At 64.6% G+C, this 21,752-nt stretch carries 4 protein-coding genes and 1 pseudogene; all 5 read left to right on the top strand.

What is annotated here, in order from left to right; translation table 11 throughout:
* Positions 1 to 84: 84 nt before the first annotated feature.
* Positions 85 to 690 (top strand): annotated as a pseudogene (locus tag GGR71_RS21040) (condensation domain-containing protein); the annotation flags it as partial.
* A 54-nt stretch (positions 691 to 744) separates the two neighbouring features.
* On the top strand, positions 745 to 7,893 hold the full coding sequence (locus tag GGR71_RS08880) for an amino acid adenylation domain-containing protein (protein ID WP_456362602.1): 7,149 nt from the start codon (positions 745 to 747) through the stop codon (positions 7,891 to 7,893).
* 66 nt (positions 7,894 to 7,959) lie between these two features.
* The gene (locus tag GGR71_RS08875; RefSeq protein WP_160958799.1) at positions 7,960 to 9,273 is read left to right on the top strand and encodes an ABC transporter permease; all 1,314 of its coding nucleotides are present in this window, start codon (positions 7,960 to 7,962) and stop codon (positions 9,271 to 9,273) included.
* A gap of 10 nt (positions 9,274 to 9,283) precedes the next feature.
* The gene (locus tag GGR71_RS08870; RefSeq protein WP_160958802.1) at positions 9,284 to 10,519 is read left to right on the top strand and encodes an ABC transporter permease; all 1,236 of its coding nucleotides are present in this window, start codon (positions 9,284 to 9,286) and stop codon (positions 10,517 to 10,519) included.
* Positions 10,520 to 10,608: 89 nt separating this feature from the next.
* Positions 10,609 to 21,735, top strand: a complete 11,127-nt coding sequence (locus GGR71_RS08865) for a non-ribosomal peptide synthetase (RefSeq protein WP_160959063.1) — start codon at positions 10,609 to 10,611, stop codon at positions 21,733 to 21,735.
* Positions 21,736 to 21,752 lie beyond the last annotated feature (17 nt).

The raw sequence follows: 21,752 nt of genomic DNA, 5'->3' as shown, positions 1-21,752 counted from the left end.
CGCTGCCTGGCCGATGCGCCGGTCCTGCTTACCCTGCCGACCGACCGGCCGCGCCCGGCCACGCCCTCCCATGCCGGCGCCAGCGTGCCGATCGCACTCGATGCCACGCTGACCCGCGCACTCAAACGCCTCGGCCAGCAGCACCACACCACCCTGTTCATGACCCTGGCCGCCGCCTGGGCCGCCGTGCTGGCGCGCCTGGCCGGCCAGCACGAGGTGGTCATCGGCACTCCGTCGGCCAACCGCAGCCGGCAGGAGATCGAGCCGTTGGTCGGCTTCTTCGTCAACACCTTGCCGCTGCGCATCGACCTGTCCGGCGAGCCGACCGTCAGTGGCCTGCTCGAACGCGTGCGCGCCGCCGCCCTGGGCGCCCAGGACCACCAGGACGTTCCCTTCGAGCAGATCGTCGAGCGGATCAATCCGCCACGACAGCTGGAGCACGCCCCGCTGTTCCAGGTCCTGTTCGACTGGCAGAACAACGATCCCGGCACGCTCGACCTGCCCGGCCTGCTGGCCGAACCGCTGGCCACGCCCTTCGACCGGATCAAGTTCGACTTGGAGCTCAGCCTGGGCGAGGTCGGCGACGTCATCCAGGGCCACCTCCACTACGCCACCGACCTGTTCGATGCAGCCACCATCGCGCGCCAGGCCGGCTACCTGCTGACCCTGCTCGCAGCCATGGTCCAGGCCGACGACCAGCCCCTGTCCCGCATCGACCTGCTGGCGCCGCAGGAGCGCCAGCTGTTGCTGGAGACCTGGAACCAGACCGCGGCGCCCTATCCCGACGATCGCTGCCTGCACCAGTTGTTCGAGGCGCAGGTGCAGCGCAGCCCGCACGCCACCGCCCTGGTCCTGGACACGCACACGCTCAGCTACGCCGCGCTCAACGCGCAGGCCAACCAGCTCGCGCACCACCTCATCGCCCAGGGCCTGCGCCCCGATGGCCTGGTCGCCCTGTGCGTGCAGCGCTCCTTCGCCATGGTCGTGGGCCTGCTCGCCATCCTCAAGGCCGGCGGCGCCTACGTGCCGCTGGATCCGGACTATCCCGCCGCTCGCCTGCAGCAGATCCTCGACGATGCCGATCCGGCCCTGCTGCTGGTCGACGCCGCCGGCCGCGTCGCCCTCGGCGCCGAGGCGATGGCGAACCGCCAGGTGCTGGACCTGGACCAGCCGCATCCGGCCTGGCACCAGCAGCCGCACACCGATCCGGATCCGCACGCCCTCGGCCTGCACGCCCGCCATCTGGCCTACGTCATCTACACCTCCGGGTCCACCGGAACGCCCAAGGGGGTGATGATCGAACATGGCTCGGTCTGCAATCAGATCTGGGCACTGAAAAGCCTCTACGGGCTGACCGCGCACGATCGCCTCCTGCAGTTCTCGTCGCCATGCTTCGATGTCTCGGTAGAGGAAATCTTCGGCGCGCTTTGCAGCGGCGCCACCTTGGTCCTGCGGACCGACGCATGGCTTGCCTCCGCGTCCACGTTCAACGAGCTTTGCGCCGCCCACGGCATCACCGCGCTCAGCCTGCCCACCTCGCTCTGGTCGCAATGGGCCGACGCGTGGAGCGAAGCGCGCGCGCCGCGGACACTGCGCCACATCGTCATCGGCGGCGAAGCGACCAGCCGGCACGCCCTGCAGGCCTGGTTCGGTGACGGGGGCGTCAGGCCGACGCTGTTCAACTGCTACGGCCCGACCGAGACGACCGTCAACGCCACCAGCCAGGTAGTACGTGCGCAAGACCCTGCAACGCTCATCGGCCGCCCGGTCGCCAATACCCGCGTCTACATCCTCGACGCGCATGGTCAACTGGTGCCGCCAGGCGCGGTGGGAGAACTGTGTATCGGCGGCGTCGGCGTCGCCCGCGGCTACCTGAATCGTCCGGCGCTCAGCGCCGAACGCTTCCTGCCGGATCCCTTCGTCGCCGATCCCGCTGCCCGCCTGTACCGCTCCGGCGACCTGGCGCGCCACCTGCCCGACGGCAGCATCGAATTTCTCGGCCGCAACGACCACCAGGTCAAGCTGCGTGGCTTCCGCATCGAATTGGGCGAGATCGAGACCCGTCTGGCTGCGTACCCCAACGTGCGCGACAACGTCGTGCTTGCGCGTGGCGAGGGTACCGACAAGCGCCTTGTGGCCTACGTCGTCCCCCGCACGCACAGCGAAGCCGGCAGCAACGACGGCCCCTCCGGACTGATCGCGCAGCTGCGTACCCATCTGGCCGCCGGCCTACCCGACTACATGGTGCCAGCCGCGTTCGTCATCCTGGACACATTGCCGCTGACCCCTGGCGGCAAACTCGACCGCACCGCATTGCCGGCGCCGGACGACGGCGCCTTCTCGCGCCACGACTACGTCCCGCCCCGAAGTCAGGTCGAAACGCTGCTGGCCGGCATCTGGCAGGAACTGCTCACGCTCGATCGCGTCGGCATGTCCGACAACTTCTTCGATGTCGGCGGCACCTCGCTGCACATCATCGCGCTGCGGCAGAAGATCCACGACAACATCGGCATCGACGTCTCCATCACCGATCTGTTCGCGCATCCAACGATCGCCAGACTGTCCGAGCACCTGTCGGTGGGCACACAGCAACCGGCGGCAGCCGACCCGGCACCGGAACAGTCCGCCCCCGCCGACCCTGGATGCGCGATCGCGGTGATCGGCATGGCCGGCCGTTTTCCCGGCGCCAGCGACATCGCCACCCTGTGGGCCAACATCGCCAACGGCGTGGAATCGCTGCACCGCTTCAGCCGGGAAGAGCTGCTGGACGCCGCAGTGGAACCTGCCTTGCTCGACCATCCCGGCTTCGTGCCGGTGCGAAGCCTGCTGGACAACGTGACCGACTTCGACGCCGACTATTTCGGCTTCACGCCGCGCGAGGCGGAAGTGACCGATCCGCAGCAGCGCATCCTGCTGGAATGCGCGCATGACGCATTGGAGGCCGCAGGCTACGGCGATGCCAGAAGCGAACGGCCGGTGGGCGTCTTCGTCGGCGTCGGCGAAAACCAGTACGTGCTGCAACACCTGCTGCCGCAGTTGGATGCCTTTTCGGCGCTGGGCACCAGCATCGTGCACGCCAACAGCAAGGACTTCGCCGCCACGCGCATCTCCTACAAGCTGAACCTGTCGGGTCCTGCCGTCAACGTCAACACCGCCTGCTCGACCTCACTGGTGGCCGTGCATCTTGCCTGCCGCAGCGTGGCGCAGGGCGAGAGCCGGATGGCGCTCGCCGGTGCGGCCGGCATCGCCGAGTTCGGTCCTGGCGGCTATCGCTACGAGGAAGGCAACATCAACTCGCCGGATGGCCATTGCCGTGCGTTCGACCACGACGCTCGGGGAACGCGGGCCGGCAACGGGGCGGGCGTGGTACTGCTCAAGCGGCTGGACCATGCTGTGGCCGATGGCGACACCATCCACGCCGTGATCAAAGGGTCGGCGGTCAACAACGATGGCGCCGACAAGGTCGGCTACACCGCACCGAGCGTGGTCGGACAGGCACGGGTCATCCAGCAAGCGCAGCGCAATGCGGGCGTGTCGCCGGCGAGCATCGGCTATGTGGAAGCGCATGGGACCGGCACCGTGTTGGGCGATCCGATCGAAATTCGCGCGCTCAGCCACGCATTCGCGGGCGAGCCGGCGCAACGCTGCGCGATCGGCTCGGTCAAACCCAACATCGGCCACCTGGATACCGCGGCCGGCATGGCCGGGCTGATCAAGACGGTGGAGGCACTCAAACACGGGCAGTTGCCGCCGAACATCAACTACCTCCATCCCAACCCCGAGATCGACTTCGCAGCCAGCCCGTTCTATGTGAATACCGAACTGCGCCCCTGGCCCACGCAAGACGGGCCGCGCCGCGCCGGCGTCAGCGCGTTCGGTATCGGCGGCACCAACGCGCACGTCGTCCTGGAGGAAGCGCCGGCGGCGGCGAGCGGCCCGGCGACGCGGCCGGCGCAGTTGCTGCTGCTGTCGGCACGCAGCGAAGAAGCCCTGCAGACGGCAAGTATGCAGCTTGCGGACTATCTGCGTAGCGACCAGGCGGCGCCGCTGGCAGACGTGGCCTACACGCTGCAAACCGGCCGCACGACGCACGCCTGGCGCCGCGCGGTGGTCTGCACGACGGCCGCGGACGCCATGGCAGCGCTGACCTCGGCCAACGCCGAGGCGACCAAGTCGTCGGGTCTGCACGCTTCGCTGATCTGGATGTTCCCCGGCCAGGGAGCGCAGCACGTTGGCATGGCCGGCGCGTTGTACAAGACCGAACCGGTCTTCCGCGAACAACTGGATGCCTGTGCGGAAGGATTGCGCACCGCGCTCGGCTTGGACCTGCGCGCACTGCTGTATCCATCGCCTGACGCACGCGAAGATGCCAACCGGCAACTGGTCCAGACCAGGCTTGCACAGCCTGCACTGTTCGCCGTGGAGTACAGCATGGCCCGGCTGCTGCAGTCCTACGGGCTCGCTCCGGATGCGATGATCGGCCACAGCCTGGGCGAATACGTCGCCGCGTGTCTGGCGGGCGTGTTTTCCCTGGAAGATGGATTGATGCTTGTCGCGGCGCGTGGCCGGCTGATGCAGGCAATGGCACCGGGGCGGATGCTGTCCGTGCACGAGGACGAGGAGCGCCTGAGGGCGAGGCTGTCCGGCCACGCCGTGGACATCGCCGCAGTCAACGCGAAGGGCAAATGCACGGTTTCCGGTACACCCGCCGCCATTGCCGCGTTGCGCGAACAGTTGGTCGCAGAAGGCATCGACTGCCGGGAACTGGAAACATCCCATGCCTTCCATTCGGCGATGATGGAACCGATGCTCGCCGCATGGCGCGAGACGCTGAGCAGCGTGTCGCTGCATGCGCCGCGGCTCGCTTACGTGTCGAACCTGAGCGGCGATTTCATCTCCGCCGAGGAAGCGACCGACGTGGAGTACTGGGTGCGGCACCTGCGCGGCACGGTCCGCTTCGCCGAAGGCATGGACGCCCTGCTGTCGCCGACCTCGCCACTGAGGAGCCGATGCGTGTTCGTCGAGGTGGGCCCCGGGCAGGCACTGAGCGGTTTCGTTCGGCAGCGCGTGCATGCAAGCGCGCATGCCGTGCTGCCGGTCCTCGGCCACGCCACCACGTCGGATGATGACGCCCGATCGCTGCAGCGCTGCCTCGGCCAGCTCTGGGTGCATGGCGTCGGTGTCACCAACTGGGCCGCCTATCACGCTCCCGCGCACAGGCAACGCGTGCCGCTGCCGACCTATCCGTTCCAGCGCCGCCGGTTCTGGGTGGATGCCCCCCGTCACGTTGCGCAGTCAGCAGCGACCGCCGCCGCGCGCCTTCCGCATCAGCAAGACTGGTTCTATGCCCCGTTGTGGCGGTTGCGCGGCAGCAAGGCCAGGCCCAGTGGCGCTCACGCCATCCACCCGCTGACCTGGCTGGTGATGGCCGATCGCGGCGGAATCGGCGAGCGCCTGGCGCAACAACTGCGTCATGTCGGGCAGCGGACGATCGTGGTGCACACTGGCGATCTGTTCGCCCGTCTTGGCCCGGACGACTACACGATCGTTGCCGACGACGCGCGCCACTATGGCGAACTCGCCGACAACCTGGAACGCGATGGTCTGCGCATCGATCGCCTGGTACACCTCTGGTCGTTGGACCGGTGTCAGGCGCAGGACGAACTGCACGGATTCGATCTGTTCCTGGCGCAGCAGCGCAACGGCTACTGCAGCCTGGCGTTCGCCATCGCCATTCTGATGGCGCGGCTGCAGGCCGACGACGCGACGATGCACGTGGTGACTCACGATCTGTTCCGGGTGACCGGCGCAGAACTGCTGGCGCCACATCATGCGCCGGTCGTCGGCTTGTGCAAGGTGGCTCCGCAGGAATATCCGAACCTGCGCTCGCGGCTCATCGATCTCAGCGACCCGTACACGGAACACCGCGGCGAGGACGCCCTGTCCGCGGCAAGCGCCAGCCTCTTCGGCGAGCTGATGATCGAACGCAACGACGGCGTGGTCGCCTTTCGCAACGGAGCGCGCTGGACCCAGACATACGAGCACCGCAAGGTGCCGGACGAAGATCTGCAGCCGCGCATCAAACGCGGCGGCGTCTACGTGATCACCGGCGGTCTCGGCAAGGTCGGGTACGCGCTCGCCGACCATCTGGCGGCGATGTCGGCCAAGCTGGTGCTGATCGTGCGCGACGAACTGCCGCCGCGTTCGCTATGGGCCAACTGGATCGCCGAGCGCAGCCCGAGCGACCCTGTGGTTCCCAAGCTCGGACGGCTGCTCGCGCTCGAGTCCAGGGGCGCGCAGGTCCTCGTCTGCCAGGCCGACGTTGCCGATGAGGCACAGATGATCGATGCCTTCGAGCAGGCCGAGATCCGTTTCGGCGACATCGACGGCGTGATCCATTGTGCGGGCCAGGTCCGCGACTCGATGCACTCCTTAGCCGACACGACGCTCGAGCGCAGCCGCGCCCAATTTCTCCCCAAGGTCAAGGGCACGATGGTGCTGCAGCGCGTGCTGAAACACCGCCGGGTGGACTTCTGTGTCCTGATGTCATCGCTGTCGAGCGTACTGGGCGGCCTGGGCTTTTCGGCATACGCCGCCGCGAACGCCTACATGGACGCCGTTGCCAGCGCACGGCATGCGCAAGGCGACGAGGCGTGGCTCAGCATCAACTGGGACGGCTGGCATTTCGCCGGCGAGCCGGCCAAGGAAACCACCCATGGCGTCGATGGCACCGAAGGTGCGCACGCGTTGGCATACGCACTGTCCTGGTCGGATGTACCGCAGCTCGTGCATTCGACCGTGGATCTGCAGGCGCGTATGGAGAAGTGGATCGACAAGTCGCCACAGGATCCGGCGAGCATGCAGCTCTATGTCCGTGGCGGCGGCACGACCTGCGTCGCGCCGAGCACCACCATCGAGTTCCAGCTCCTGGAGATCTGGCAGCAACTACTGGGTATTGAGGACATCGGGGTGCGCGACGCGTTCTTCGACCTCGGCGGCGACTCGCTGCTCGCCACGTTGTTGGTGGCGCGGGTCAACAAGGCATTCAACGTGAATCTACCGATCCGCATCGTCTTCGAGGAGGAGACCATCGAACGCATCGCGCTGAAGATCGACGATCTCACCAAGCGCCCGCCGCAGGGCAAGCCGCTGGCACTCAAGCGCAGCGGTGAGCGTGCCCCGCTGTTCTGCATCCATCCCGGCAGCGGATTCGGGCGCCCGTACATGGCGCTGCTGCGACACCTTCCCGTGGATCTGCCTGTCTATGCGCTGGAGGCACGCGGGTTGAACGACGACGACACGTTGCCGGAGACGATCACCGACATGTGCGCCGACTACATCGAGCAGATCCAGGTCATCCAGCCCACGGGGCCCTATCACCTGCTCGGCTGGTCGTTCGGCGCCATCGTCGCCCACGCCATGTCCGCCGAAATGCAGAAGCGCGGCCTAGCGGTGGCCAAGCTGATCATGATCGATGGCGCACCGCTCTACGACGAGGAGTGGCCACAGCAGGCCGTCGAAGAACATCGCCTCGACCTCGAATCGCGCCTTTCCAGCTACAGGGACTACCAGACGGCGTCGGATGACCTGAAGCAGACCATGATCGCGCGGATGAGCGCCATCCAGAGCAACAACATCCGCCTGGCCTACTACCGCGATCCATCGCCCTTCCATGGACGCGTACTGATGATCATCGCCAAGGACTCCGATCGCCCCGAGAAATACGAATTCTTCAAGGAATACATCCGCGGGGACGTGACCGAACTGAAGGTTCCATATCACCACAACATCCTGCTGACCAGCGAAGCCCTGGAAAGCTACGCGCCGGACATCTGCAGATTCCTCGACGCCAACACACTGCGGCGCGAGACCCGGGTGGCGACAGAGGCATAGGACGACGGGACGAATTCCTGGCGCCCGCGAACGGCGCCTCGGTCGGCAATTCATGAAGGAGCGACGATGTTTGGCTACTACTTCCACCTTGGGTTGCGCAGCCTGATGCGCAATCCCGTATTGACCGGCTTGATGGTGCTGTCGATCGCCGTTGGCGTGGCCGCATCGATGACCACCTATGCAGTATTCCGCGCCACCTCGAGCAACCCGATTCCCGAGAAATCCGCACAGCTGTTCGTGGCGCAGATCGACAACTGGGGACCCACCGAAACCATCGAGAACGGTGGCGAACCACCGCGCGCCCTGAGCTACAAGGACACCATCGCCCTGATGCGCGACCGTCGCGCGACGCGGCAGACAGCGCTCTACCCGATCAAGGCATCGATCGTGCCTGCCGACATGGCGCTGCTGCCGTTCCAGGTAAACAGCTACGCGACGTACGCGGACGCCTTCCCGATGTTCGACGTTCCGTTCCTCTACGGCGGGGGATGGTCGGCGGCCGAGGACGAGTCGCGCGCGGCGGTGGCGGTGATCAGCCGCTCGCTCAACGATAGCCTCTTCAAGGGCGCCAACAGTGTCGGCAAGGAGATCAATATCGATGGCCGAAGCTATCGCATCCGCGGGGTGATGGACCGCTGGAATCCCCAGCCGCTGTTCTACGACGCGGCCAATACCGGAGGATTCGACAAACCCGCGCAGCTGTTCATCCCGTTCACCCATGCCATCGACCTACAGTTGCCGACCAATGGCAACCGCAGCTGCTACAAGACCCCCGGCGCGGGATGGGAGGCATGGCTGCAGTCCGAATGCGCATGGATCGCCTATTGGGTCCAACTGCCCGACAAGGCGAGCGCCGAGTCCTATCTGAACTACCTGCGCAACTATTCGGCGCAACAGCAGCAGTCCGGGCGCTTCAACTGGCCGCCCAACGCGCGCCTGCGCGATGTCGCGCAATGGCTCGACTACCTAAAGATCGTGCCACCGGAATCGAAGATCTCCGCGCTGCTGGGCCTGGGCTTCCTGTTGATCTGCCTGGTCAACACCATTGGTCTGTTGCTTGCCAAGTTCATGCGCCGCGCGGCGGAAATCGGCATACGCCGTGCGCTGGGCGCACCGCGCAGCGCCATCTACATGCAGTTCCTCGTGGAAGCCGGCACCGTCGGCCTGGCCGGCGGCGTGCTCGGCTTGCTGCTGACCGGCCTGGGAATGCTCGGCACCGACTTGGTATTCGAGCCGGAAATAGCGCGCTTGGCCGAGTTGAACGTATCCCTGGCAGTACTGACCCTGGTGGTGGCGACGCTCGCCACTGTCATCGCGGCCCTCTACCCGATCTGGCGTGCGGCGCAGGTGCAACCGGCCTGGCAACTGAAAGCGAACTGAGACGACAACCATGCGACAACTCGCTCCCATTCTTTCCGCGCTCAAGAAGCACAAGGCCGGCACCATCCTGATCGCCTTGCAGATCGCCCTTACGCTGGCGGTCGTCTGCAACGCGCTGTGTATCATCCAGCACCGGATCGAACGTATCTACCGGCCCACCGGCCTGGCGGAACACGAGCTGCTGACGATCCAGAGCGACCGGGTGGGCGTTGCGCCCAAGGACATCCCGCCGTTGATCGACGCTGATCTGATGGCGTTGCGCCGCCTGCCGGGTGTGGAGGACGCCACCGAAAGCAATTCGTTTCCCTTGGGCGGAGACAGCTGGCCAGAGGGCGTCCGTCTGGATCCGAATGCACGGGAGCGCATGGCCCGCACCGAGCTGTACTTCATCGACGACCACGGTCTGTCCACGATGGGCGCCAGGTTGATCGCCGGACGCAACTTCCACCCGAGCGAGATCCAGACCGGCGACGAGCACGATTTCGCCTGGCCCGGTCAGGTAATCATTACCAAGGCACTCGCCGACAAGGTCTTCCCGGACGGCGCTGCACTGGGCAAGGCGATTTACCTGGGCAACACGGATCCAACGCCGAGCACCGTGATCGGCATCGTCGATCATCTACAGGCCTCCTGGTCCGGCGCCGACAGCTATGGCTACATGGACAACGCCACGCTGCTACCGATGCGGCTGACGCGCAGCAACAGCACCTATCTGGTGCGCGCCAAACCGGGGCAGCTGGATGCGGTAATGCGTTCGGCGCCCGCGGCCTTGGTCAAGCTCGATCGCATGCGTGTCTTCCCGGCCGAGCGAGGTATTCGCACCTTCACGACCGTGCGCCAGCAGGTCTACAAAAGCGATCGCGGAACGGCTTACCTGATGGGGACCATCTCCCTGGTGCTGTTGGGCGTCACCGCGGCGGGGATCGTCGGGTTGACCAGCTTCTGGGTCGGCCAGCGACGGAAACAAATCGGCGTACGCCGCGCCCTGGGGGCGACGCAGCGCGACATCGTCAACTACTTTCTGACCGAAAACCTGTTGATCGGCACGATCGGCGTGGTGGTCGGCAGCGTGCTTGCGATCGGACTGAATGTCTGGCTGATGAGTTCCTTCGAACTGACCAGGCTCTCGCCGCTCTACATCCTCGTCGGCGTGGTCGTACTGCTGCTGCTCGGCCAGGGTGCGGTCCTCGCGCCTGCATTGCGCGCCGCGCGCGTACCGCCGGCAGAAGCAACCCGCTCGGCATGAAAGGCTTGCTTCAGCCATCCGGCAGCGCGTCTCGTCTCAGCGGCAATGCCCGTCCCCATTGCTGCAACAGCAGGGAGCTTATTACGACCATGAGCAACTCACGCATCCCCTCAAACGTCGCCGACTGGCGTCAGCGCATCGGTGCCGCACACAATGATCGCTGCGATCTCGACATCCTTCTGAAGGATGCATGGCGCCACAAGATCGTGGTCAGGGACGACGGCCGCGACTTCGGCTCGGCGCATCGCGTGTCTGCGGTGATAGGCCACGCCGACTATGCCGACCTGATGGATTTCATCACCGGCAATCCGGACACCTCGGTCGCGGCGATGGCGCTGGTGAGCCTGCACAGGGTGCTGGAAGCTTATGGCAACGGGACGCAGACGGTGGTTGGCTATGTCCGTGGCAGCCGAGACCCAAGCGGCGACGCGACTGCGCGATTGCAACCGTCCATCGTCGATCATCGGCTGCAATCGTCACTGCGTTGTCTGCAGGCAATCCAGGAGATCGAGCATGATCTGCGCCAGGATGCCGGGTTCGTCCCGGCGGAAGCGCTGCTCGGTCAGAGCTGCTTCGATGCCATCGTGGTCGACGCTGCCGATCGCCTTCCATTGTCCGCAATGACCTTGCCGCTCACGTTGCTCGTGCACGACGACCGGGCCGACCGCTGCCTGCAATTGCACATGAGCTACGCACCCGATCTGTTCGAAGAGCAGACCATGCGAGGCGTTCTCGACATCGTTGTGGAAGTGATGCACCAGATCGTGGCGCGACCGCACGGCACGATGATCGACCTGGAGCTGATATCCGAAGACCACAAGCAACAGCTGCAGCACTGGAACGCCACCGACGGCGACTTCCCGGAAGCTTCGCGCCTGGACGAGTTGTTCGAGCAAGCGGTCAGCGCGTCGCGCGAGCGCTGCGCGGTGGTGTGCGGCCAGGATCGTCTTTCCTACGGCGAGCTGAACGAGCGATGCAATCGGATGGCGCACTGGTTGCTGCGGGAGGGCGTGAAACCCGGCGAGATCGTCGGGCTGTATCTCGACAAGAACTACAGGATCGTCGTCGCGACACTTGCGCTGTGGAAGGCGGGCGCGGCCTACACGCCCTTCGATCCGAGCTACCCGCCCGAGCGCATCCGGTTCACGATGCAGGACACCGGTTCGCGGCGAATCCTGACGCATCGCCACTATTTCGATCGCCTTCAGGAGATGCTGTCCGACGCCGGCCTCGATGTCGAACTCGTCGACATCGAGCAGGCGTTGCAGGACGGCAGCGTCGCCGCTACAGATCCGAATCTCGGCCTCGGCTCCGACCAAGTCGCCTACGTCACCTACACCTCCGGGACCACTGGCATTCCCAAAGGGGTGGCCAAGCTTCATCGCAGCGTCGTCAACAGCATCACCGACCTCTCCGAACGCTACCAGATGCGTCATGCGGGCACCGAGCACGTCGCCTTGTTCGCTGCGCTGGTATTCGAGCCATTCATGCGACAGACCTTGATCGCCCTGATCAACTCGCACACCCTGGTCGTGGTTCCGGATGACGTAAGGCTGGATCCGCTGCGCTTTCCCCGCTTCGTCGCCGACCACCACATCAGCTACCTCAACGGGACGCGGTCTGTACTCCAGCATTTCGACCTCAGCCACTGCAGTTCGCTGAAGCGGCTGCTGCTGGTCGGTGAGGAACTGACGCCCTCCGGCCTGCGGACCCTGCGCGAGAAGTTCCAGGGCAGGATCATCAACGAATACGCATTCACCGAAACCGCATTCGTTACTGCCATCAAGGAGTACCCGCCGGGAGACGCCACCCGCACCGACCGCAGCATCGGCCGGCCGCTGCGCAACGTGAAGTGCTACATCCTCAGCCAGAACATGAAGCAGGTGCCGATCGGTGCCATCGGCGAGTTGTACATCGGCGGCGCCGGTGTGGCGAACGGGTATTTGAACCGGCCGGAGCTGACCGCCGAGCGCTTCCTGGCCAATCCTTTCCAGACCGGGCAGGAGCGGGTCTCTGGCCGCAACGCCCGCATCTACAAGACCGGTGACCTGGCGAAGTTCCTGCCCGATGGCCAGATCGAATTCATGGGGCGCAGCGATTTCCAGCTGAAGCTCAACGGGGTGCGTGTCGAACCCGGCGAAATCGAGGCGCGGGCGCTGGAATTTCCCGGCGTTCGCCAATGCGTGGTGGTCGCGCGCGGGGACTCGATCGAAACCGGGAACTGGCGTCTGATCGGCTACTACGTCGCCGACACCGATCGACCGGTCTCCGAAGCCGACCTGCTGGCCTTCCTCGAATCGCGCCTGATCCGCGTGATGGTCCCTGCGCGCATGGTGCGCATGGACGTCTTGCCGGTGAACGTCAATGGCAAGGTCGACCGGCATGCCCTGCCTGACGTCGGGTTGCATGCCCTGCCCACATCTGGCGTGGAACAGGACAGCGCCGCGTTGGCCGAAGATGGCATCGTTGGCGTGTTGAAGGCCGAGTGGGGCGAAGTGCTTGGCATCCGCGCCGGCGAGATTGGCGAAGAAGACGATTTCTTCCGCCAGGGCGGCCAGAGCATCCGTTGCCTGCAGCTGATCATGCGGATATGGCAGCGGCTGCGCATCGCAATCAGCGTCGAGGACGTATATCGGCTGAAGACGTTCGGTCAGTTGTCCCATCACCTGACCCTCAAAGTCGCACAGGAGGCCGAAGCGCCGGTTGTCCCGCGCAGCGACGACGGCGGCGGCGACTGCGTCTCGATGCTGGCCACCGGACTTCAGCAAGGCATGCTCTACCAGTGGATGAAGAGCGCGACCACCAATGACGCCTACGTCATGCAATCGCTTCACCACTACCACCGCGCCATCGATGCCGATGCCATGCGCCAGGCATGGCGTCTTGCGCAACGCAAGTATCCAAGCCTGTCCCTGCGCTTCGAATGGCGGGAAGAGGCCCTGCAGCGGATCGACCGCAACGATGCCTCACTGGCGTGGCGCTACATCGACCTGAGCCAGATGCACGACCGCGGCGAGCGCGACGCCTACCTGGCCGCCCTGCAGCGACACGACCGGATGGAACCTTACAAGCTCGATCAAGGCCAACTGTTCCGGGTCTATCTGATCAAGCAGGAAGAGCAGTTGTACTCGCTGCTGTTCAGCTGCCACCACATCATCCTGGACGGCTGGAGCCTTCCGCTACTGCACGACAACGTTCACCGGTTCTACATCCAGCTGCGGCGGGGCGAGTCGATCGAATTGCAGGAGGACGCCGCCTACATTGCCGCCCAACGCTACCTGGAATCGCATCGGCACGAGCACTTGCAGTACTGGCAGGAGCAGTTCGAACGGCTGAGCGACAGAGGCGATTTTGCCGGCATCGTCAATGCGCAGCACCGCTACAAAGCCGATTTCGGCGAATACGACAGGATCCTCGAACACCGCACAAAGACATTGTCCGTGGATGCGCGCTGCGTAGACGCCATCAAGGGCTGGTGCGCGCAGAACCGGGTGACCATGCATTCCGTACTGCAGTTCGCTTGGCACAAGGTGCTGTTCGCGCTCGGCGGCCACCCGATCACCGCAGTAGGCACGGTGGTCTCCGGTCGCGGCTTGCCGGTCGACGGCATCGAGGATTCGGTCGGCCTCTACATCAACACCCTCCCCGCGATCGTCGATCATGCCGAGCAGGCGAGCAAGACGATCGCCGCAGCATTGATCGACATCCAGGAAGCCATCAACCGAATGAACAGCCGCAGTGCGGTAGAGCTGTTCATGGTCCAGACCACAGGCAGCAAGCGGCGCCTGTTCGAGACCCTGCTGGTGCTGGAAAACTATCCGCGGCTGCTTGGCGAAGACGAGGCTGCGCTGCACCACGAATACCTGTGTTTCGAAAAGTCGTACGACGCAGACAAAGTCGACTACCCGATCGCCGTGGTTGCACGGGAACACGGCGACGCGCTCGAAGTCGATCTGTGGTATGCCGGCGAACTGTTTGAGGACGACACCATCGACAACTTGCTGGGAACGCTAAACGCCGTGTTCCAGCAGATTCCGAAGGACTTCGAATGCCCCGTACAGGCGCTGGAACTGGTCAGCGACGGCGATCGTCGCCGGTTCGAAGCGTGGAACCGGACTTGGACCGACTTTCCCGCCGAGCGCACCTTGCACGCGGCATTCGAAATCGCGGTGGAGCGCTGGCCGGACGCCATTGCAGTGGTGGCGGGCGAGCAGCAACTGAGCTACCGCGAACTGAACCGACGCGCAAATCAGCTCGCGCGCTTGCTGATCGCACACGTCGCGCTGAGGCCCGACGATCTGATCGGCTTGGTGGTCGACAAGAGCGAGTGGATGATCACGGCGATTCTCGCCGTGTGGAAGACCGGTGCCGCGTACGTCCCGATCGACCCGTCCTATCCGGACGAGCGCATCCGCTTCGTCCTCGAGGACACCAAGGCGCAACTGGTCCTGACCGACGTTCCACACGCAGCGCGGCTTGGCCAGCTCGTGGACGAGCTTGCCTGCCAGGTGCTTGGCCTCCAGGACCTGCCTCTGGATCGCCATGCAGCGGACAATCTGGAGATCTCCGTCGCCAGTATCGATCTGGCCTATGCGATCTACACGTCCGGCACGACCGGCCGGCCGAAGGCGGTACTGATCGAGCACCGGGGCGTGGTGAACCTGCATGCATCGCTCGAGCAGTTGTTCGGGCTGCGCAAGGATCAGGGCGACGAAGCCATTCTGTCCTTCTCCAACTATGTCTTCGACCATTTCGTCGAGCAGATGACCGATGCCCTGTTGTCCGGGCAGACCCTGGTGATGCTCGACGATGCGATGCGCAGCGACACGTCGCGGCTGTATGCCTACATGAACCTGCACAGGGTCACCTACCTGTCAGGCACCCCATCGGTGCTGTCGCTGTACGAGTACAGCAGCATTCCCTCGCTGAAGCGGATCGATGCCATCGGCGAGGACTTCACCACGCCGGTCTTCGACAAGATCCGCTCGACCTTCGATGGCCTGATCATCAATGGCTACGGACCGACCGAGATCTCCATCACCAGCCACAAGCGTCTATATCCCAGACACGTGCCGCGCCTGGACAAGAGCATCGGCCATCCGGTCGCCAATACCGCCTGCTACGTCCTGAACCCGAGCATGCAGCGCGTGCCGGTCGGCGGCATCGGCGAACTCTACATCGGCGGCATCGGCGTGGCGCGCGGGTATCTGAATCGCCCCGAGTTGACCGCAGAGCGCTTCGTCTCCAATCCGTTCCAGACGGCGGAAGAAGGGGCGCGGGGTGTCAATGCACGCCTCTACAAGACCGGCGACCTGGTGCGTTGGCTGCCTAACGGCGAGCTTGAGTATCTCGGCCGCAACGACATGCAGGTGAAGATCCGCGGCCAACGCGTGGAGCTGGGCGAGATCGAGGCGACCCTGTCGTCCTACCCGGGCATCGCACGCGCGATCGTGCTGGCGCGCGAGTATGCGGGCTCCACCGCCGGCGCTTCGCAGAAGTACCTGGTCGCCTTCTACCTCAGCGCCGGCGAGTTGCAGGAAACCGAGCTCCTGCAATGGATGAGGGCCAGGTTGCCGCAGGCCATCGTCCCGGTGCGCATCATCCGGATTCCCGAGATTCCAGTGACCGGCAGTGGCAAGCTGGATGTCAAGCGCCTGCCGCCCACCGAGTTCGCGATTGCCAGCGACACCGACTACGCTCCCCCCGCGAACGAAATGGAGCGGGAACTCTGCCGACTTTGGTCACATGTCATCGGCCTGGCCCCGGACCGGATCGGCAGCCGCGACGACTTCTTTGGCGTCGGCGGCGACAGCCTGCGCGCCATCAAGCTGGCGCAGGCCATTACCCAGCATTTCGCGCAGAACTTCAATGTCGCCGCGGTGTTCGCGCATCCGAACATCGCCGCGCAGGCCCGCTTCCTCAAAGCCAACGCAGATGCCACCGACTCCGATCGTGCCTCGCCCGCCGGTCTGGCCGAGGCGTACGGCGCAATGCCGCCGGCGTCCTTGGCACAGGAACGCCTGCTGTTCATCGACGACCTGGTCGATGGCACTGCCGCCTACAATATCCCCTTCGCCTTGGCGATCGATCTGGACCGCCCCACTGCGCAGGACGACGTCGCCGCAGCGCTTCGCGTCCTGCTGCGACGCCATGCGGCGCTACGTACCCTCCTGCAAGGCACGGACGTGGGCGGCCGTATCCAGCGCATTCTTCCTGCAGAGGAAGCGCTGCTGCGGTTCGAACTGCGACGTTCCGATGTCTCCGACCGCAATGGGCTCGATGCGCTGCTCGTGGCCGAAGCCGGTCATGTGTTCAGGCTGGACGAGGAACTTCCGATTCGCGCCCACCTTCTGACCATCGGCGGCATGCCCCGCCGGATCGTGGCCAGCCTCGTTTTTCATCACAGTTGTTTCGACGGCTGGTCGTGGCGAATCTTCCGCGAGGAGCTGCAGGCGCTCCTGCAAGGGACGGCCTACGACGCATTGCCGCCCCTGAAGGCGACCTATGCGGACTTCGCTCTCTGGCAGCACCAGCAGCTCACCGAGCAGCGCATGGAGGCACTGTTCCACTACTGGGAACGTTCGCTCGCCGACTGGCGGCCGCTCAACCTGCCACTCGATCATCCGCGCCCAGCGCAATTCGACTATCTCGGCCAAGAGATCGTCTTCGACATCGACATCGGCACCTCCGATCAACTGAAGGTCCTGGCGCAGACCACGCGTACCAGTTTCTTCAGCGTCCTGCTCGCTGCCTACTACCTCACGCTCAAGGTCTACAGCGGGCAGCACGATCTGATCGTCGGCACCCCATCGGCCAATCGCAGGCACGTCGATTTCGATGGCGTTGTGGGGTTCTTCGTCAACCTGCTGGTGCTGAGGACCAGCATCGACAGCGGTGACCGACTGCTGGACTACCTGCGGGACGTCGGCGGCGTCGTGCTGCAGGCGCAATTGCACGAGGACCTGCCGTTCGAACAACTGGTCAAGCGCCTGGAAGTCGCCAAGGACACGAGCCGCCACCCCGTCGTCCAGGCGGTCTTCAGCCTGTTGAACAGGGAGTCCGTGGAGGATGGCTGGTCGGCGATGCATGTGCACGTGCCGGAGGACGAAGGCAGAACCACGGCCAAGTTCGACCTATCCGTGACCGTTTCTGAAAAGGCCGACGGGCTTGCGGTCAACTTCACCTATGCCGCGTCGCTATTCGACGCCGCGAGCATCGACGGCATCATCGCCACGTACCGGCATATCCTTCAGGAATTCTGCCGTCTCGCGCCGATGTCCGAGTCCGCAGTGCTGTCCGACATCCGCTATGTCGGCACGGACTTGTGCGCACTGCCGGCGACGCCCCTGGTCCCACTGCGACCGGCCGATACCTTGCACGCCGCCTTCGAACGGATCGCCGCGGACATGGCGCACGATGTCGCCTTGGTGCATGGCGACACGCGGCTGACGTATGCCGACCTCAATGCACGCGCCAACCAACTTGCACACACCCTGTTGAACCGCGTATCGCTGGAACCCGACGATTTCGTCGCGCTAGTGCTGGACAAGACGGAGTGGTCCGTGATCGCCATTCTGGCCGCATGGAAAACCGGCGCGGCCTATGTGCCCATCGATCCCGGTTATCCCGACGAACGCGTCGCATTCATGCTGGAAGACACCCGCGCGCGCATCGTGGTGACGGAAGCCGCCCACGAACAGCGCGTCCAGCGACTGGTACGCCATCACGACATGCCCGTCGTGAGTGTGCAGACGCTGCCACCGGAGGAGGCCACGTTGCCGAACCCGGCAACGACTGCGGGCGGCGACCACCGCGCCTACGCGATCTACACGTCGGGCACCACCGGCAGGCCCAAGGCCGTACTGGTCAGGCACCGCAACGTGCTGAGCTTCCGCGAAGGCCTTGCGCGCCGCTACTTCGGCGATGCCGAGGTCGGATCACCGCGCCAGGGCGTGCTCTTCCTCGCCAACTACGTGTTCGACTTCTCGGTGGAGCAGTTGTTGTTGTCGATCCTGAGCAGCAACACCTTGATCATTCCCGAGTCCACGCTGGTCTTCGACGACGCATTCTATCGACGCATGAATCAGGAACACCTGAGCTACATCAGCGGTACCCCTACCCACCTACAGCTATTCGACCTGTCACGATTCGATCACCTAAACGCAGTGCTTGTCGCGGGCGAAACATTTCGACGCCACCACTTCGAAAAGATCCGCCAGGAGTACCGGGGGCCCTTGTACAACGCCTACGGAACCACCGAAACCAGCGTCTACAACACCATCAGGTACTTCGCGCCCGGCGCGTTGTACCGTAACGACATCGGTCAAACCATCCCGAACAGCGCATTGCTCATCCTTGACGACACACTGCGCGAACTGCCGGTGGGCGGCCTTGGCCAGATCTATCTGGGAGGCGATTGCGTCGGCGCAGGCTATCTCCATCGCGACGCGCTGACGCGCGAACGCTTCATCGCCAATCCCTTCCAGAGCGCAGAGGATCGACAACACGGGCGCAACGGCATCCTGTACAAGACCGGAGACCTAGCCCGCCGTCGCCACAGCGGCGAACTGGAGTTCTTCGGCCGCAACGACCAGCAGGTGAAAATCAACGGCATTCGCATCGAAACCGGCGAGGTCGAGGAGGTGGCCGCATCCTTCCCCGGCATGACGCAATGCGCCGTGATCGCCCACTGTGGCGACGAAGACAGCAACGACCGGCTGATCTGCTACTACGTCGCCGAACCAGGGCTCGACGAAACTGCCCTGTCCCGCCATCTGCGTTCGAAGCTGCCATCGGCAATGCTGCCGTCGAGCCTGATCAGGGTGGAGCATGCTCTGCCGTTGACCGTGAACGGCAAGCTCGATACAGGCGCGCTGGCGCGTCTGCGCCCAACGGAATCCGTCGCGCTCTACGCGGCACCTTCGCAACGGACCGAATCGCGCCTTTGTCGTATCTGGAGCGATGTGCTTCATGGCCGGGCGGTCGGAATCCACGACGACTTCTTCCAGATCGGCGGCGACAGCATCGCCGCCTTGCACCTGACCAGCCAGATCCGCAGAACGTTCGGCCACAAGGTCAGCGTGAAACACGTCTTCGACTTTCCCACCGTCTCCGCGTTCGCCGAACATGTCCTGAAGGATCCGGCAGACACGCTGCCTGCGCAGGTCCATACGGCACCTGCCGGCGAATGTCCGCTGCTGCCCATCCAGGCGTGGTTCTTCGCCAAGGACCTGCACGACCGCGGGCATTGGAACCAGTACCTGACCATCCGCACTCCTGCGCTGGACACGGGCCGACTCCACATCGCCCTCGGCAGGCTGGCACGACACCACGATGCATTCCGGCTCAGGTACAGGGCTACCACGACAACCCCCGCAGGCATCGCTCAGTTCTACGCTCAGGACAGCGACATTCCACTCCACGCCATCGATCTGCGCGTCTCGGGCGAAGACACACTGGCATGGCAACTGGCTGCACTGCAGGGCGGCTTCGACCTGGAACGCGGGCCGCTGTGCAGGGCCGCCGTGGTCCATGGATTCGCCGACGGTTCGGCGCGCATCTGGATGTCCCTGCATCACCTGATCGTGGATTCGGTGAGCTGGGAAATCCTGTGCCGCGATCTGGAAGCCCTCTACCATGGCGCCGAACTGGATCCACCGGCGGGCGACATCCGCCGTTGGTCCCAGGCGTTGCAAGCGTATGTCCCCGCAACCGGAGAAGTGCAGTATTGGCAGCAGATCGCGCAACAGGTCGCGGCGGAACGGTCGGCACTACGCGCGGATCCTTCCAACGTCGCCGGCCACCGCACGCGCTTTGCGCTCAGCGACGAAGACACGACGGTGTTGATGGGCCGGGGTCGTAGAGCCGGCGAGGCGCACACGCTCGACCTGATGTTGGCCGCGCTGGCGCGGGCGCTGCGCGGCATTACTGGCCGGACCCGCCATTTCGTCACCATGGAGAGCCATGGCCGGGAAGTACTGCAGGGTGCTCCGGACGTCCAGGACGTCGTGGGGTGGTTCACCGCCATGTACCCACTCGCCGTCGTCAGCGAGGACGACATGGGGCAAAGCCTGGCGGCGACACGCGCCAATCGCGATTGCGTTCCCTGCAATGGCATCGGCTACGGCGCGCTCCGCGGCGCCTACGGCAGCGGTGCTGCCCCGCTTCCCGAGGTCAGCTTCAACTACTTGGGCAGCTTCGCCGATCCGGGCGCCGCCGACGCAGGCGATGCGCATGATGTCACCGCGCGCTGGCAACTGGATCCGGCGATGTGCGGCATCAGCACGTCCAGCAGCGACCAACACGCGAACGACTGCGTGATAGATATCACCGCACGCTGCATCGGGACGCGGATGGTGGTGGATGTGGACAGCCGCCTGGTCGCCGAACAGGCCGGGCAATTCGCCAAATCGCTGGAGGCGGCACTGCAGGCGTTCTGCGCGCATGTCGGCAAGCACGCAACGCGACGCGCTGAACCTGCAAGGCCTTCTCCCGCGCGCCGCCACACCCTCGATTTCGAGCCCTACTTCGTCATCAACGAAGCCGCTGCGGGCCCCACCCTGTTCGTCCTTCCGCCGGGCGAAGGCGGGGCGGAAAGCTACCTCAACAACCTGGCGAAACAGCTCCCCACCCTACGCCTGGTGCTGTTCAACAACGTGCACCTGCACAGCCCCATGCAGTCCTTCGAGGAAATCGCCAAATACTACATGCACCACGTACGCCAGCTGCAGTCAAGCGGCGCCTACAACTTCTTCGGATGGAGCTTCGGCGGCGTCGTCTCCCTGGAGATGTCGCTGCAATTGCTGCGCGAAGGTGAAGCGGTTTCGAATCTGCTCATGGTCGATTCGTTCTTCAATGTGGAGAAGGCGGTAGACGACCTACGCCTGCCCAAGCATGGAAACTCGCTCGACCCGATCAATCACCGTTACAGACCAAACCAGAAGGCGCTGGCAACGCTGGCGGAAACCGCCGACAACATCGTGCTCTTCAAGGCCGTAGAGCCGATTTCCGACCACCGCAGCGACGAGCAGCGCAAGGTCTTCGAGTACTACGCGAGTTCACCCTTCAACAATCTCGATACGTTGCTGCCGCCTTCGTCCTTCACTCTGCAGACCCTCGGAGACAACAGCCACTTCTCCTGGATCCACGAGAAAGCGACCGTGGGCAAGGTGTGCTCGACGACGGCATCCCTGATCCAGGAAAGGGTCACCGTTTAGACCCGAGCGCACTACAC

The organism is Xanthomonas sp. F1, from assembly GCF_014199855.1.
Note: the sequence above shows the minus strand (reverse complement) of the source record. Positions and strands in the feature narration are given on the sequence as shown.